Genomic DNA, 14,935 nt, shown 5'->3' on the forward strand with positions numbered 1-14,935 from the left:
GCGGCTTGCGTACTGCGGCTCTCGGACGCCAAGCGCAGGGCCTCGACCTTGAACGCCTCGTCGTATTTACGCCGTTTGTCGGGCGACGACCCGCTGGTTTTTGCTGCCATAACAGAAGAAATATACGTCCTTCTTCTGTCCGCCTTCTCTAGACCACCTCATTCCTTCCCCTCCAAAACCAGCCATCCCGTATTATCGGCTACAGCAACAGAAGCTGCAGTTACTGCACCGCTTGGTAGATCCTGTGCAAGAGGCGATCACTTATTGTAAATATCATGATACGAATCAGAAACTACTGTACAGCTGCTGCGCGCTGTTGCTCAAAGAAATGCATGTGCGTCAGACAGCGATGTGGGCGTGGGACAAGGCGACGTGGGTAGAAATTGTTGGCTACAATACGCAGCACTTCCAAGACCGGCATCACGCGTTTTTGGCTGACTGGTTGAATGTGACAATCAACCTACGCCCTTGCATCATGAATTGTGCTTACCTGTTTGGCGAGATTGATATCCATCTTCTGGTCACGGATTGTGATGTAGTAGGCTCCGCCAAACGCATCTTTGGCAAACAGCAGGTTTGGATCGCTGAAGGCGTTCTTGAAGAAGCGTTTAAAGAGAAAACGCAGTGGTCGTATCTAAACATAGCCGGGCTATCGAGCTGCTTGTGTTTAGCTCTGCTGCGTAATCGCAATCCACAGGTGGAGAAGCTGACGCTCCCCGTGCTAAAACAGGTCTACGCGAATCCTGTTGGCTTTGCAGGATTGCAACCGGCCTGTGTGCAACTGTACCACATATTGCGGCGACTACGCATTGTCACGGAAGCCGCCTTTGGCTTTGCGCCCCTGGAGCTACGGGTTAGAAAGGATGGATTACCGGAACCCTTAGGCAAATTGCTGGACCGATGGCTTGCCAAGTACCAAGGCCGAAAAAGTGCGCAACCGCACATGCGATCTCTACTGGCGAAAATGTTGCGCTATGTAGTTGCCACCTACCCCAACCGTATCATGCCTTCGCAATGGACAGCTAACATGGCTCGGCGAATTGCCTCGGCTATCAGTAAGATGCGAACCAACGAGTGGACCATCACGCCGCCGAATCAACTTCCTGCTACGGGGCCGGGCAAAGAGTATGCGGCCTCCACCAAAGCGTACCTGTTCAGTCTGATTCGAAGTTTCCTAAATGATGGGCAAGACTATAATTTCTTCACGCTGACTTTTGAGCCGGATAGCGCTTTCCGAACCCCGCGCAATATTTTAAACGCAGTAAAACCCTATCCCAAGGCTCTTTCGGATGCTAATTGGGAAAAACTGGAACAGGCAGGAATGTCTCTAACGCAGGAAGATCTACTGAGCTTGCGGGAACAAGCCGACGTTTCTGCGCACGAAGCTTCCTATCCTCTCACGTTGGTGCGCGCTATCGCGCTGGTCTGGCTGTTTGGGGGGCTGCGGACAGATGAGATTGTGCGCCTGCCTCTAGGGTGTATCCGCCCACTCCCTTCGCCGACTGAGGAGGAACAAGATCTGTGGCAACACGTGTGTTTGCTGCATGTTCCCGTGAACAAGTCGTGCGGAGAGTTTGACAAGCCAGTTGAATATTATCCAGCAGAAGCTATCCAAGCCTGGGAAGCGGAGCGGCCAGCTGGCCCACAGCGTGTAGACGAAACAACAGGAGAACTCGTCGATTTTCTGTTTGAATGGGAAGGGCGCGGGCTGATTAAGACGTACCTCAACCGCGTACTAATTCCGCTGCTGTGCCGGAAAGCGCAACTCGACACGGTTGACGAGAAAGGACCGATTCGCAGCCACCGGGCTCGCGTGACCTTGGCCACCCGTTATTACAAGGCAGGCCTGGGGCTGGAAGAGTTGCGATTGTGGTTAGGACATTTGTCGATACTGAATTTGCGCTATTATCTGGACGTAGATGACGATTGGCTGAACCAAAGCGCTTCTGTGACCTTTTACGCTATTCGACGCCGGGCACATCAAGTAGTAAACAGACCAAGCGAATTAGTTCCTACGGAATACGCATTGGAAGACGCAGATAGTAACCTTAGCGTTGCTGTTGAAAATGAGGAAGAGCTTATTCCGGATAATTTTTTAGCGCACTTGTTTTTTAAGCCTCAACGATCCAAGCGGGCCTTTATTTCAGCGGTACACGAAAGCATCACCGCGATGCAACGCAATGTGCACCTAAGTTCTGAAGAATTACGGATAGTTTATGAGTTCAAGGATTTATTAGAAAAAATGAATGCCCATAGTTAAATTCTAGTGTAGGTGGGTAGTAAAATATACTATCCACCTACATTTTAATAACAGGAGTTATTACTTACTCTTGCCGAGTGGGATATTCAACTGTTAATTGCAGCGGCTTTACTTCTACAGTATTATAAATACTATCTGGATCATCCATAATCCATCCCTTGATCAAGCCATCTTGCAAGTATTCCTGCGCCGGTTGGGGCAAGGTTGAAAGAAAGCTTGTCAGCATTTGTATTCCAGCTGTATACGAGTCACGGATCTGGGCTAAACTAGAAATTTCATTGTTCATCCCCAGTATTTCCAAGGTGTTAATAGCGCGTATCCTAATAAATTCGGCGTAGCGTACCGGGTCAGCCCGCAATGCATTGAACAAGGCCTGCTCATACCCGTAGCCCTCCTGGTCTCCGGGTGACACATGCTGAGCGGGAACAGTGGGCACTCGATCCTGCAGTTCGGCGTCAATGATGATTCTGATTTTCTGTACGTGACTCATAAGAGCAGACAAGAAGAAGTGAAAGAAGTTGTTGTGGAGGTGCCGAGCAGAGACGAATGGGCTGCTAAAGACCTGAAAATACGTGGTTGTGTAGCCCTGTCGGACGCGGGTGGCCAAAACAAGGTATTAAAATAATTACAAATATGTCATTGTCGACTACAACAGCCTCCCTCACCTTGCCACCTCCATGGAGGCATTACCCGGCGAGGTCATTACGAGTGAAATTGTGCGACGGCTACAGCAGCTGCGACGCTCCCGCCAGTACACCCAGCAAGAGGTATATGATGCTACCGGCGTGCACATTGGGCGCCTGGAAGCCCAGCACGCGAACATGACCATTCGCACGCTGGTTATTCTGTGTCGCTACTATGGCATTTCCCTGGCTGAACTGGTTCAGGGGCTGTAATCGTACTCAAGGCTTGGGACCAGTGTTATAACAGCTGCACTATTAAGCGGACTGGCGGCGCTTTCCAATGGTGCGCCACCGGCAGTGTTGCCGAGTAATCTGCTTTTCGGTCCTTGGGGAATGGGGGACATCGGGTAGTACCCATTCTGCTATCCCCCTTCTAGAAGATCTCCATTATCCCGTTTGTAACGGATCATAAACGCCCGTTTGTGATCTGTTACAAACCCGCTACCTTCACCTACCAGCACGTAAACTACCCCATGAAACACTTTCGCGAGTATTCCGCTGCCATGCAGCAGAACATTGCCCAGCAGGTGCGCACCCAGGCCAAGGAGAGCGGTTCTATTAATCAGTGGGTAAATGCCCTCTACATTCTTAATCCTGAACTGAACGCTTATCCCAACCACCCGGCCCAGGTAGTCGGCGAGGTCGCCCTTCTAGTGCACGACAACAACCAGAAATAACACCTATCCCCAAACACCCCCAGTATGTATGGATCAGGAAACCTTATTTAAGACTATACGCAACCGGGAGGTTGTCCTGTGGGCTGGAGCCGGGTTTTCAAAGTATGCCGGCTACCCCATGGGCGGCGGCTTGGTACGTCACCTGTTTGATACGCTCAGCAAAGCCCAGCAGCAGCAGGCCCGGGAGTATGCCCCCTCGCTGGATGCAGACGGTTATCCTAACATGCCGCTACCTGCTTTTGCCAGTCTGTTCGTCAACCTGTTTAACGGGCGCCTGCACGAGTTGCGCAAAGAGGTAAAGGCCGTATATTCTGCGCGGCCCAAGTCACTAAAGACTCATCAGCAGGTGGCTACCATTCCTTTCTTCGAGCATATCGTTACTACGAACTACGACTCGCTCTTTGAGCAGGCGTACGGCCAGGATAAACTTCACATTGTTACCAACGGTGAGCAGATACCGTATCAGGAACCAAATAAACCTACTCTGTATAAGGTGCATGGCAGCCTGGAGGACTTGAACCGTCTGCTGATTACGGAGGAAGACTACCGGGCATTTTACTCCAAGGCCGACCACCTGCTGTGGGGTGCCATCCAGGCGCTTATGGCGAGTAAAACTCTGCTCTTCGTTGGCTACGGCCTGGAAGACCCGAATGTACTGGTCTTATTTGAGCGCATCCTGGATGCGGTAAAAGGCAATATGCGCGGGGCCTACCTAGTTTCCCCCAATTTGAGTCAGCTCCGCATCGACTGGCTCAAGCGCCACAACGTCACCTACATTCAATCTACCGGGGAACAGTTAATTGCCGACCTGCTGCAGGACCTGAAGGATACTGCGGTACCCGCCTTAAAAAAGGGAGGGATTGAACTGGGGCCAACGACGCAGTTCCTGCGTAATCTCGGGCTTAACCCAACGATTAAGACTAGCGAGAACGGGTATCATATCTCGCAGCTTACTGGAGTACAGGGAGAGGTAGCGGGGCAAGTGACCCTAACCGTTCGCGAGGACGGGCGCGCATCGCTTACTCAATTTCAACAAGGGTTGTCGGGCCTGGCGTATCATATAGGTCCTTCCCAACTGGTTGATTTTGAATGGCGGGTAGGGGGCGTAAACCTGGGCTTGGAAATGGGCTCATTGGTGTTTGTACGCTCCCATACCATTGAGAAAACAGTTGATATTGAGTTTACCGGAGGGCTCTGCATCCGCGATGCCACCTTACGCATCTACTCCAGCCCTGAGCAGGTAGACTTTTTGGTGTACACGGATCTGCACAAGGTTCAGATCCGTGTACCCAAGAAGAACATTCACGCGAAAGGCTTTAAGTACTCGGCTACAGTTTCTCGTCGGCATCGCTATACTGATTCAGTTGATAGTGGCCTGCTACATGCCAGAATTCTACAGTCATTAGGCAGGGGGGAAGGAATCGCTTTGTATGAAGATGGAGAGCGTATCTGGAGCAAGGAGGAAACACCTCGGGGCCTTCCTTTTATCAAACAAGGAGAAAGCTTAGAGAGGAACATGCAGACCCTTCAGGTAGTGGAGAAGGGGTTCAACATCCGATTTCGACGGTTCAAGCTCACAGGCGACGACATAGACACAGCGGCGGAACTGAGCTATATCTTGCAGATGAAAACGCGGGTATCCAAGGCGTTTAAAGGGTACGTCGATGCTGTGGTAGAAGATCCTTCTAAACTCCCTGAATCTCAGGACCAGGATGTTGTTGTCCACCAGCAGCTAGATACGACTTATACGCTGCTGGGCTGGAAGCTCCGCATCGAGTACGAGGCAGCGCATGTGCTAAAGCAGGCACGGTATAAGCGAAGAGGCAAGGACAAGACCGCTTACCGCATTACCAGTGCCACTCGTGAATTACATACGCTGTACGGACCTGAGCAAGCCACTAGCGTCGCGGAAGCAGGCAAGCCCGAACCAATTCAGCGCCTAGATAAGATCGAGATGGAGACTTTACATGGTGACGAATCGGAGTAAGCCATGCGTACCTACATTGCCTACTACCGGGTAAGCACGGCCCGCCAGGGCGCCAGTGGCCTCGGCCTGGAATCACAGCAGTACCTGGTGCAATCCTATGTGCCAGCCGGAGGGCGACTGCTGCAGGAGTTCATCGAGGTAGAGTCCGGCAAGAAGAACAACCGGCCCCAGCTCAAGGCCGCACTGGCGGCTGCTAAGCAGCAAGGCGCCACGTTGCTCATCGCCAAGTTGGATCGCCTGAGCCGCAACGCTGGCTTCATCTTCGCGTTGCGTGATTCCGGAGTCGACTTTCTTGCCTGCGACATGCCCGATGCCAATACGCTCACGGTTGGCATCTTTGCCGTGATAGCCCAGCACGAGCGGGAAACCATCAGCAAGCGCACGAAGGACGCGCTGCAGGCGAAGAAGGCGCGGGGCCAACAGCTAGGCAGCCCCCAGAACCTAACGCAGGAAGCCCGGCTGAAAGGGGCTGCCGCTCGCCGGCAGCAGCGCCAGCGCACGCCGCAGAATCAACAGGCAACCAGCCTCGTGGTTCTGCTACGCGCCCAAGGATTGACGTTTCGTCAAATCGCAGCGCATTTAAACGCAGCCATGTTTCGTACAGCCGCCGGAAAAAAATATGCTGCTATGACGGTTCAGCGGCTCTTTCGTTATTCATCAACAATAGCAACAGGTCAGCCCGGTCCTGTTAGTAACCCACTGTAAAACAGATGAATATTTAATCTGGTGAGCGACTGAGTCTAGTATATTAACTTCCTGAACTTCTTGAGGAATTTTAAGAAGCCTAAGAACACTTGATTCTTTAACTTCTTTGACTTGCTAAACATGTTAGACTTCTTTAAGAAGCTAAACATGTCAGACTTCTTTAACTTCCTCAGGAAGCTTGGCAGGTGACAGAAGTCGAGGAAGTTTTAATTCTTTATTATTGCTGTCAGATCAAGCGTGTGCTGCACCATGAAGATTATTGTATTTGCTAACCACAAGGGGGGAGTCGGAAAGACTACGTCTACGCTTAGCGTGGCTCAAACCTTGGCACGTGACGGCTACCGCGTGCTCTTAATTGATTGCGACGCCCAGCGTAATCTTTCCCTTGCCTTCCGCTTGCCGGCAGGCTATCCGGATCTAGGATTGGTTTTAGAGAAAAAAGCTCAGTTGACCGACGTTGTCCTGGCGATAGAGGAACACTTGCACTTAGTGGCCGCTACCCCGGATCTGGACTATCTAGAAAAAATGGTTGGCCAGCAATTAGGCTACGAGAGTATCCTGCGGAAGGGGTTGGCACCTCTGCAGGACCAGTATGACTACTGTCTGATTGATACCCCGCCTTCATTATCTGCCCTTACGTACATGGCGCTGGTAGCTTGTAACGCGGTATTTATTCCGTGTCAACCGGAATACTTTGGGTACGAAGGGCTCAATAAGCTCATGCAAGCCTGCGAGCGGGTGAAAGACCTCTATAACCCCAATCTGACTATAGGAGGTATTTTCTTTACCAAGTACAGTAGCCGCTACCGTAAAAAGCTTCATCATGACATTGTGGCCCTGATTGACTCCAAGTATTCTGAGGCCAAGCTGCTCATGGAAACCACTATTCGTGAAAACGTTTCGCTGGCGGAAGCTCAGATAAAGAAGCAGAGCATCTACCGGTGGGCGCCCGAGAGCAATGGCGCCACTGATTACGAATCGCTTACCCAAGAAATCATTGCCCGAGTATGAGCAAGCAGAGCAAGAAACCAAATTTTGGGGATGACTTGGATGCCTCGGCGCCATCGCTAACGAATGACGCGCTCCTATACGGGGTAAACCGGAGCATCTTACCGCAGGTAGCCCCAACCCCTGCTGCTTCGTCCGAACCGGAAACTACTGCTTCCACTTCGACGGAAGAAGAATGGTTGAAATTCAGCAGCTTTCTGCGACGCAGCACCTACGTTCGCTTAAAGCAAAGTGAGTACTGGGACCGACTGGTGCTGAAGAAAGCAGTTGATTCAGCACTTTGTGCTTTTCTAGACACGATGGAAGGAGCTGATCGGCCGCTGCCAGAAGACGAACAGTATCGACTGAATGGCAAGAAACTCAAATAGTTACAGTATAAAAAAGCATAAAAAGCGCCGCAAAAATTTTCGCTTATTACTTTTTTTTGCTTTTACCGCGACCGTCTTTTCATGCCTACAAAATCGCCCTAAACAAGCTAGCTGATTACCTATACTATATTAGTAATTACAGGAGCCGTAACGGCCTGATTATATGTATCATGGAATGGAATAAGCCTACAAAATCGCCCTTTCATGCCTACAAAATCGACGATTAGCGCCTACAAAATCGCCCTTTGACGCCTACAAAACCGCCTTGCTGCCTTCCTTATGCCTACAAAATCGCCCTTGATCCCGATTGTTGACAAAACGGTTGCCCAGCACAATGCACTCATCAACGCAAGGTTCAGTTTTGTACCTCTGGAAATGCGACTCTTCATCTCTTTACTCACGCGTATCGAGCCCGGGGATGAGCAGTTTCGGGAGCATTTCGTACCGATGGCCGAGATTATCCACGAGCGCACGGGGGGATCTGCGTATGATGAGGTAAAGCAAATGTGCAATAACATTACCTCCCGACGGCTTTATATCGAGAAGCTAATCGACACGCAGCAGGGTACTCGGAAGCGGAGCAAAAAGCCTGACTTCGAATTCATCCCCTTAATGGCGAAGGCCGCTTACGAGAGCGATAGGGGAGGGGTGGTTGCCTCGTTTAACCCCCTGATTATGCCTTATCTACTGCAGTTGCGGGAGAGTGGCAACTTCACCCTCGCGCAACTGGAGCAGCTTAATAAGCTGAAGAGCTTTTACTCCTACCGCATTTACTGGCTGCTGAAAGAGTATGCCACCTTCAAGGAACGTACCATCACAATTGCCCAACTCCGTTTCTTACTAGATCTACAGGAAGGCGAGTACCCACGCTTCAACAATCTACGCACCCGCATTTTGGACAAGGCCCAGACCGAGATGCAACAGACGGATATGCCGTTCACGTACGAGCTGCAGAAACAAGGCAAAGTTGTGTCGGAGGTGAAATTTCTGCTAGCTGCTCCTCATAACGGAGAAGTCATGCCTACAAAATCGCCCTTGGTCGAAGTGCCCGCTTGGGCTCGGACTTTAGCAGAAATTGGCGTCGGGGAAAGAAGCCTGGCAGTAGTCCACCGACAACTGGAAGCCGGCGAGTATGAAGTAGACTACATTGCCTACGTAATACGCATCGTAACCAACCAGTTCCGTAAGGGCAAGATCAAGAAGCCCGCAGGCGCTATCTACAAGGCCTTGATAGAGAAATACCTGTTGGTGGATTATCAGCAAGCGAAAGCTGCCGCTGGAACGAAAAAAAGGCATTGACTCAAGCGCCTTCCGCTGCCGCTGCAGTAACCTACCGTCTAAGTGAGGTGCGAAAAATATATGATAACCCTGGGCCTTACGCCCAACGGCAGAAGCAAGCCGATACTTTCGAGCAACATCTGCAGCAAGTATATCTACGTGACGGCTTCACAATAGAAGATCGAGATGGAGAACAGTGGCTGGTCAAATATGACGAGAAACGGTAACGCATTCTAAAGTGCTACGTTAGCTTGCGCCCGTTAAAATCAAGTTATAGCCGGCTTAATGAATGGCCAGTACAGCATACTGTGATGGAAAGCTACCATCTGGCTGACATGTTTATCTCTTTCCTCCCCAAGGAATGGCCGCTTAGTAGCCATTAGGGCAGAATATCATGCTTCCGAAGTGCCCTGCTTCCATTTACTTTAGCAGGGCTTACGCATCAAATCTAAGGAGCAGTTGCACGGTCGTTTTGGCGGGCGCGGGTTAGTAGTTGGGTCAGGTAGTTATCGCTCCAGCCCGCATTCCGGCGGCGGGTCCGCAGACTGCCAGGCGGGTGCTTCCCCTGCTGCAGGAGATTAAACGCCAGCTTACGCAACACAGCAAAGTTGCGGGTAGCGACCCGGTCGCGACTGCGGGCCTCGTCCTCGCGGAAGACCACGTCCAGCACCCAATGCAGGCTGTTTTCAATCGCCCAATGGCGACGGATAGCCTGAATGAGCACTGCCGGGGCATCTGCGCAGCTGGTCAGGTAGTAGCGCCACTCGGCGCGGGTGCCCGGCTGATGCTGCACCGACCGGATGGTTTCGACTACGATAATCGCTCGCAGGCCTGGCCAGGCGTGTAATCCGGCTAGTTCCTTGCCCAGCGGCAGCACCCAGGCCCGGCGCCGCACCCAGCGGCCGTGACGGCGGTCGAAGGCATCGTAATCGGCGGGATATGCTGCCCAGCTCTCGACACAACAGGCGTGGCAGTAGGCCTTGACGGCACGGTGGTAGCGGCCCTGGTTGCCCTTCAAGGCCAGGATATAATCCGCCTGCTGGGCCAGCAGTTGCCGGGCAATGGCCTGCTGGCAGCCAAGTGCGTCGAGTGTGACAATCGTATTGGTCAGGTGCAGGGTGCGGAGTAACACCGGAATAGCCGTCAGCTCCTGCCCTTTGCCCGTCACGGCTACCTGCCCCAGGCTCAAGCCCTGCTCGGTGGCAAACGCGCTGACGACGTGTAGCGGGCCCTGGGCCCGCCCGCGGTCGAACGAGCGCCGCAGGGTCTTGCCATCGACCGCGACTACCTCGCGCGGTAAGGGCGGGGCGACGGTGGCCATCCACTGGCGGAAACACTGCTCCACCTGCTGCGGGTCAAGCAGCGAGAACACCCGCCGGAAGGTGTCGTGGGAGGGAATGCCGCCGGGCAAGTCTAGAAACGTCGCCAGCCACGACTGCTTCAACTGGCCGTAGTACGCGATGTCTACCCACGTCTCCGCGCCGGCCACCACGGCGCAGACGGCAATAACCAGCATATCAAGCAAGCGGTGCCGGGTGCGGCCTGCGCAACGCGGGTCTGGAAGCGTGGCAAAGGAAGCAAGAAGTTGATTGAGCATGAAGAACTTAACGATGTCTAACGAGACAAAGGTCAGCCCTCACTACAGCGTCTTGATTTTGATGCGTAAGCCCTGAGGTATTCCTGACTACAGTACTGGATGCCGCGGTCACTGTGGTGAATCAAATTCCGTCCTACCCGTTTGCTGATCTGCCGTAGGGCCATCTGCAAGGCGCGACACGCATGTACCGTGGCCAGCGTCTCGGCCACAGCAAAGCCCATGATGCGGCGCGAATAGGCATCGGTCAGCAGCGAGATGTACAGGCAGCCGGCCTGGGTGAACCAATAGGTGATATCGGCTACCCAGACTTGATTAGGCCGCAGCGGGGTCAGCTCCCGGATCAGGTTTGGGTACTTGCGGAAGCGATGGCGGGAAAAGGTTGTCAACGCCTTACGGCGGCGCTTTCTAATCAGCAAGTTATGCGCTGCCAGCAGCGAGAACAGCGCATCCCGGCCCATTTTAATCCCTTGCTGGCGTAAGTTCTGCTCCAGCAGATGGTAGAGCTTACGGCCCCCCATACGGCCGTGCTCCTGGCGCAGCTGCGCGACCTGCTCCAACACATAGTGCTCGCGCTCTTCGCTGCTCCACTGCCGCGTGTGGTGCTGGTAATACGCCTGCCGGCTAAACCCAAGTACGCCACTGATGGGTGTTGTTAAACAAACAGGGGAAAACCTCCGACTCGGATGCCAATTAGCTTGACTGCTAGTGATAAGGTTCAAATGCGCCGTAAGAGTAGCGAGGGATGATAGGATTACACGCTCCTTAACCCAATCGGAAAAGACGAGCGAAAACGAACATTAACACTATCGTTTTGGTCACATACTGGGTAACACACTGTCAAACAGAATACTAATCATGAAAACCAGATAGCTGTGCGCCTGGGTCGGAGGTTTTCCCCTATTTGTTTAACAACACCCAGCAGTACAAAAACGACGAGGACCTGTTCGAGGTCATCAAGCAGCGCGGCACCATCGGCATGGTGCTCTCCGCCATCGACCTGCTGGTGGACCCGCTCAACCTGTTCGGCCTGCCGGCGCAAACCCGGGGCTATTTCAGCCTGACCGTGGCCCTGGTGGTGCTCTTCTGGGTGGGCTACCCCATCCTGCGCAAGACGCTCATGGCCCTGAGCCAGCGGGTCATCAACGCCAACGTGCTGCTCTCGGCTGGGGCCTGGGGCTCGTTCATCATCGGCAGCCTCTCGCTGACGGATGCGCGCTGGCCCAACTTCCTGCCCGTGGCCGCCTGGCTGATGTCGCTGCACCTGTTCTTCGCCTATTTCAAGCTCGACACCCGCAAAAAGGCCTCCGAGGCCGTGCGCAAGCTGCTGAGCCTACAGCCGCCGCGGGCCCGGGTGCTGCGCGGCGACCAGGCCGTGGAAGTGCTCACCAGCGACGTGGCCGTGGGCGAACTCGTGGAGGTGCGCCCCGGCGAGCGGCTGCCGTTGGACGGCGAAGTCGTGTCGGGCCAGGCCAGCGTGGACGAGTCAAGCTTTACCGGTGAGTCGGTGCCGGCCACCAAGGAAGCGGGGTCCAAAGTCATCGGCGGCACCCTGAACCTGGATGGGGCGCTGCAGGTGCGCGTGACCAAGGTGGGGCTGGATTCCTTCCTCAACCAGGTCGTGCGGCTCATGAGCCAGATTGCCGAGCGCAAACCCCCGGTGGAGCTGCTGGCCGACAAGCTCATGAACTACTACGGTCCGGTGGTCTTTATCGTGGCGGGCCTGGCCTTCGCGGCCTGGGCGCTGCTAACCGGCGACTACAACAAGGCGACGCTGGCCCTGGTCACGACCATCATCATGGGCTACCCCTGCGCCCTGGGCATCACCACGCCCATGCTCGCGGCCATTGCCGGCGGCAAGGGCATTTCCATCGGCCTGCTGGTGAAAGCCAGCGAGGTGTTCTACGGCCTTTCCATTGTCGATACGCTGGTGTTCGACAAAACCGGCACGCTCACCTACGGCCGGCCCACGGTCACCGACGTGGAAGTGATTAAGGGCGAGCGCCTGGACGCGCTGGCGCTGCTAGCCGCCGTGGAACGGCAGAGCGAGCACCCGTTGGGGCAGGCCATCGGCTTCTTTGCCAAGAAAGAAGGCGCGGTGGAGCTGGCCACCGAGCAGTTCCGCGCCACGCCGGGCAAGGGCGTTTCGGCCCTGGTCAGCGGCACGGAAGTACTGGCCGGCAAGCCCGGCTTTATTCAGGAGCGCGGCGTAATGTTTAGCGCCGCCGTGCAAAGCCGCATCGCGGCGCTGGACGCGGCGGGCAAAACGGTGGTGGTGCTGGCCCGGGCCGGCGAAGTGCTGGCCCTGGTGGCGCTGCAGGACACGCCCCGCCGGGGCGCCGAGCACGTCATGGCCCGCCTGGCCCAGAAGAACATCCGCACCGTCATGCTCACCGGCGACGCCACCGGCGCGGCGCAGGCCATCGGCCGGGCGCTGGGCATCGACGAGATTCACGCCCAATTGCTGCCGGCTGATAAAGTGGCCATCATCGAAAAGCTGCAGGGGCAGGGCCGCAAAGTGGCCATGGTGGGCGACGGCATCAACGACGCCCCCGCCCTGGCGCAGGCCGAGGTGGGCATTGCCATCGGGGCGGGCACCGACGTGGCCATCGAGTCGGCCGGCGTCATCCTCATCGGCGACCGGCTGGACGACGTGGTCAACGCCCTCGTGCTGGGCAAGGCCAGTTACCGGACCATGACCGGCAACGTGCTCGTGGCCGTGCTCTTCAACGTGGTGGGCATGAGCCTGGCGGCGCTGGGCTACATTACCCCCGTGCTGGCCATTGCGGTGATGATAGTCAGCATCTTCACTATCCTGCTCAACACGCTGCGCATCCGCACCATTAAGCTGGACCGAGGCCAGGAAACTCCCCCCGAGGCCAGCACGCTGGCCCAAGTGGAATTCAGCGTGCCCAACATGGTCTGCGAGGGCTGCGCGGGGGCCATCAGTGCCAAGCTCACCAAGCTGCCCGGTGTGCAGGAAGTGAAACCGAAGGTGGCGCAGAAGCAGGTGTACGTGCAGTACCAGCCTGGGCAAGTCAAGCAGCAGCAGCTGGTGGAAGCGCTGGCCGAATCCGGCTTTACCGCCGTGGAAGTATGAGGACTCCAGGAGTACAGGATACCCCTGCCACCAATGCCGCAACAGGGGCTTCGTCGCCGCGGTTGCTGTGGGCTTTGGCGGCGGCCACCTTCGTGGTCTTTTTTCAGGCCTACATGGTGGCGCCCCTGATTCCGCGCCTGGCCACGCTCTTTGGGGTGGAAGCGCAGGCGGTGGGGCTGGCGGTGCCCGCTTACCTGATTCCTTACGGCGTGGCTACGCTGTTTTACGGCCTGCTGGCCGACCGGCTGGGGCCGCCGCGCATCCTGCTCGGCAGTTTGCTGGCTTTCGTGGGGCTCACGGCGTTGACGGCCACGGCTTCCTCGTCTGGTGCCTTGGTGGGCTGGCGGCTGGTCACCGGCCTGGGCGCAAGCGGCGTGGTGCCCATGGCGCTGGTGCTCGTGAGCAAGCGCTTTGCCTACGGCGAGCGCGGCCGGGCGCTGGGCTGGCTGTTTGGGGCCATGGCTGGCGGCAGCGCGTTTGGTTCTACGCTGGGCGTGCTGCTGGAACCTTACGTGGGCTGGCGGGCCCTGTTTCTGGGCGTGGCCGCCGCGGGCCTGCTCGTCTGGTTCGTTGTTCGGCGGAGCCTGGTGCCTCCGACCACCCCGGCTCCGCCGCCCGCCGCGCCGTCCCCCTGGCGGACCGTGGTGGCGGGCTACGGGCAGCTGCTGGGCAGCGGGCGCGGGGCACGTACCTACGTCTACGTACTGTTGAACAGCATTTTCCACGGCGGCGTGTTTACCTGGTTAGCGCTGTATTTCCAGCAACGCTTTGGGCTGGGTGAAATCGGCATCGGGCTGGCGCTGGTGGGCTACGGCCTGCCGGGCTTTCTGCTGGGGCCGTTCATCGGGCGGCTGGCCGACCGCTGGGGCCGGCGCTGGCTGATTCCGGCCGGGCTGGCCATCAGTGCCCTGGCCACGCTGCTGCTGCGGGCCGACCTGCCGCTGGCAGTTGCCGTGCTGGCCGTGACGGTGCTTTCGCTGGGCTACGATTTGACGCAGCCGCTGCTGGCCGCCATTGTCACGGACGTGGGCAAGGAGCGGCCCGGGCAGGCCATGGGCCTGAACGTGTTCGCCCTGTTCGTGGGCTTCGGCATGGGCAGCTGGCTGTTCGGCGAAGCCCTGCGCACGGGCTTGCCCGCCGCGCTTCTGTATTTCACCGTTTTCGAAGCGGGACTGGCCCTGGCGGCGGTCCGCTTGTTCCGCACTGAAACCCGGGCGCCGGCACCGGCTTGACCGAAGCTCCAACCAGTCTTCTCTAATTTACTACTTCCTCATT

General features: G+C 55.9%; 13 protein-coding genes. 10 read left to right on the plus strand and 3 right to left on the minus strand.

The genetic code is table 11. The features are described from left to right. Positions 1 to 232: 232 nt before the first annotated feature. Complete coding sequence (locus N008_RS20490; protein ID WP_156109484.1) at positions 233 to 2,260, plus strand: tyrosine-type recombinase/integrase; 2,028 nt, start codon at positions 233 to 235, stop codon at positions 2,258 to 2,260. A 64-nt stretch (positions 2,261 to 2,324) separates the two neighbouring features. On the opposite strand, the gene N008_RS20495 is transcribed toward N008_RS20490, so the two are convergent. Next, complete coding sequence (locus N008_RS20495; RefSeq protein WP_156109485.1) at positions 2,325 to 2,750, minus strand: hypothetical protein; 426 nt, start codon at positions 2,748 to 2,750, stop codon at positions 2,325 to 2,327. A 187-nt stretch (positions 2,751 to 2,937) separates the two neighbouring features. Between N008_RS20495 and N008_RS20500 the strand changes: the two genes are divergently transcribed. The 7 genes from N008_RS20500 to N008_RS20525 all read left to right on the plus strand — a co-directional run bounded on the left by N008_RS20500 (position 2,938) and on the right by N008_RS20525 (position 8,987). Further along, a complete protein-coding gene (locus N008_RS20500) occupies positions 2,938 to 3,156 on the plus strand; it encodes a helix-turn-helix domain-containing protein (RefSeq protein ID WP_052381913.1) in 219 nt (72 codons plus the stop codon). A 260-nt stretch (positions 3,157 to 3,416) separates the two neighbouring features. Next, positions 3,417 to 3,620 carry a hypothetical protein gene (locus tag N008_RS20505; RefSeq protein WP_125433393.1) on the plus strand — a complete coding sequence of 68 codons (204 nt, stop codon included), beginning with the start codon at positions 3,417 to 3,419 and terminating at the stop codon, positions 3,618 to 3,620. A gap of 28 nt (positions 3,621 to 3,648) precedes the next feature. Beyond that, positions 3,649 to 5,607 (plus strand): SIR2 family NAD-dependent protein deacylase, encoded by a 1,959-nt coding sequence (locus tag N008_RS20510; RefSeq protein ID WP_044019206.1) that lies wholly within the window; start codon positions 3,649 to 3,651, stop codon positions 5,605 to 5,607. Between the two features lie 3 nt (positions 5,608 to 5,610). Further along, positions 5,611 to 6,312, plus strand: coding sequence for a recombinase family protein (locus N008_RS20515; protein WP_044019207.1), 702 nt, complete (start codon positions 5,611 to 5,613; stop codon positions 6,310 to 6,312). A gap of 249 nt (positions 6,313 to 6,561) precedes the next feature. After that, entirely contained in the window at positions 6,562 to 7,323 is a 762-nt protein-coding gene (locus N008_RS20520; protein ID WP_044019208.1) for a ParA family protein, read from the plus strand. After that, complete coding sequence (locus N008_RS23450; RefSeq protein WP_125433395.1) at positions 7,320 to 7,688, plus strand: hypothetical protein; 369 nt, start codon at positions 7,320 to 7,322, stop codon at positions 7,686 to 7,688. Before N008_RS20520 ends, N008_RS23450 begins: the two co-directional genes overlap by 4 nt. A gap of 279 nt (positions 7,689 to 7,967) precedes the next feature. After that, complete coding sequence (locus tag N008_RS20525; protein ID WP_044019209.1) at positions 7,968 to 8,987, plus strand: replication initiation protein; 1,020 nt, start codon at positions 7,968 to 7,970, stop codon at positions 8,985 to 8,987. 427 nt (positions 8,988 to 9,414) lie between these two features. On the opposite strand, the gene N008_RS20530 is transcribed toward N008_RS20525, so the two are convergent. Together N008_RS20530 and N008_RS20535 are read right to left on the minus strand one after the other, a co-directional pair. Further along, positions 9,415 to 10,563, minus strand: a complete 1,149-nt coding sequence (locus N008_RS20530; protein WP_044019211.1) for an ISAs1 family transposase — start codon at positions 10,561 to 10,563, stop codon at positions 9,415 to 9,417. A 32-nt stretch (positions 10,564 to 10,595) separates the two neighbouring features. Beyond that, a complete protein-coding gene (locus tag N008_RS20535) occupies positions 10,596 to 11,282 on the minus strand; it encodes a DDE-type integrase/transposase/recombinase (RefSeq protein WP_052381914.1) in 687 nt (228 codons plus the stop codon). Between the two features lie 182 nt (positions 11,283 to 11,464). Here N008_RS20535 and N008_RS20540 point away from each other — a divergent pair, with 182 nt between their 5' ends. Then, positions 11,465 to 13,660 (plus strand): heavy metal translocating P-type ATPase, encoded by a 2,196-nt coding sequence (locus N008_RS20540; RefSeq protein ID WP_231569836.1) that lies wholly within the window; start codon positions 11,465 to 11,467, stop codon positions 13,658 to 13,660. After that, on the plus strand, positions 13,657 to 14,892 hold the full coding sequence (locus N008_RS20545; protein ID WP_081910967.1) for an MFS transporter: 1,236 nt from the start codon (positions 13,657 to 13,659) through the stop codon (positions 14,890 to 14,892). Before N008_RS20540 ends, N008_RS20545 begins: the two co-directional genes overlap by 4 nt. Positions 14,893 to 14,935: the final 43 nt, after the last annotated feature.

Source organism: Hymenobacter sp. APR13 (assembly GCF_000737515.1).
Taxonomy (GTDB): Bacteria; Bacteroidota; Bacteroidia; order Cytophagales; family Hymenobacteraceae; genus Hymenobacter.

What these genes read in the sequence shown, in the direction of transcription:
- N008_RS20520 (WP_044019208.1), top strand. Translation starts at nt 6,562, where the DNA reads ATGAAGATTATTGTATTTGCTAACCACAAGGGGGGAGTCGGAAAGACT.
- N008_RS20525 (WP_044019209.1), top strand. Translation starts at nt 7,968, where the DNA reads ATGCCTACAAAATCGCCCTTGATCCCGATTGTTGACAAAACGGTTGCC.
- N008_RS20505 (WP_125433393.1), top strand. Translation starts at nt 3,417, where the DNA reads ATGAAACACTTTCGCGAGTATTCCGCTGCCATGCAGCAGAACATTGCC.
- N008_RS20510 (WP_044019206.1), top strand. Translation starts at nt 3,649, where the DNA reads ATGGATCAGGAAACCTTATTTAAGACTATACGCAACCGGGAGGTTGTC.
- N008_RS20530 (WP_044019211.1), bottom strand. Translation starts at nt 10,563, where the DNA reads ATGCTCAATCAACTTCTTGCTTCCTTTGCCACGCTTCCAGACCCGCGT.
- N008_RS23450 (WP_125433395.1), top strand. Translation starts at nt 7,320, where the DNA reads ATGAGCAAGCAGAGCAAGAAACCAAATTTTGGGGATGACTTGGATGCC.
- N008_RS20515 (WP_044019207.1), top strand. Translation starts at nt 5,611, where the DNA reads ATGCGTACCTACATTGCCTACTACCGGGTAAGCACGGCCCGCCAGGGC.
- N008_RS20495 (WP_156109485.1), bottom strand. Translation starts at nt 2,750, where the DNA reads ATGAGTCACGTACAGAAAATCAGAATCATCATTGACGCCGAACTGCAG.
- N008_RS20500 (WP_052381913.1), top strand. Translation starts at nt 2,938, where the DNA reads ATGGAGGCATTACCCGGCGAGGTCATTACGAGTGAAATTGTGCGACGG.
- N008_RS20545 (WP_081910967.1), top strand. Translation starts at nt 13,657, where the DNA reads ATGAGGACTCCAGGAGTACAGGATACCCCTGCCACCAATGCCGCAACA.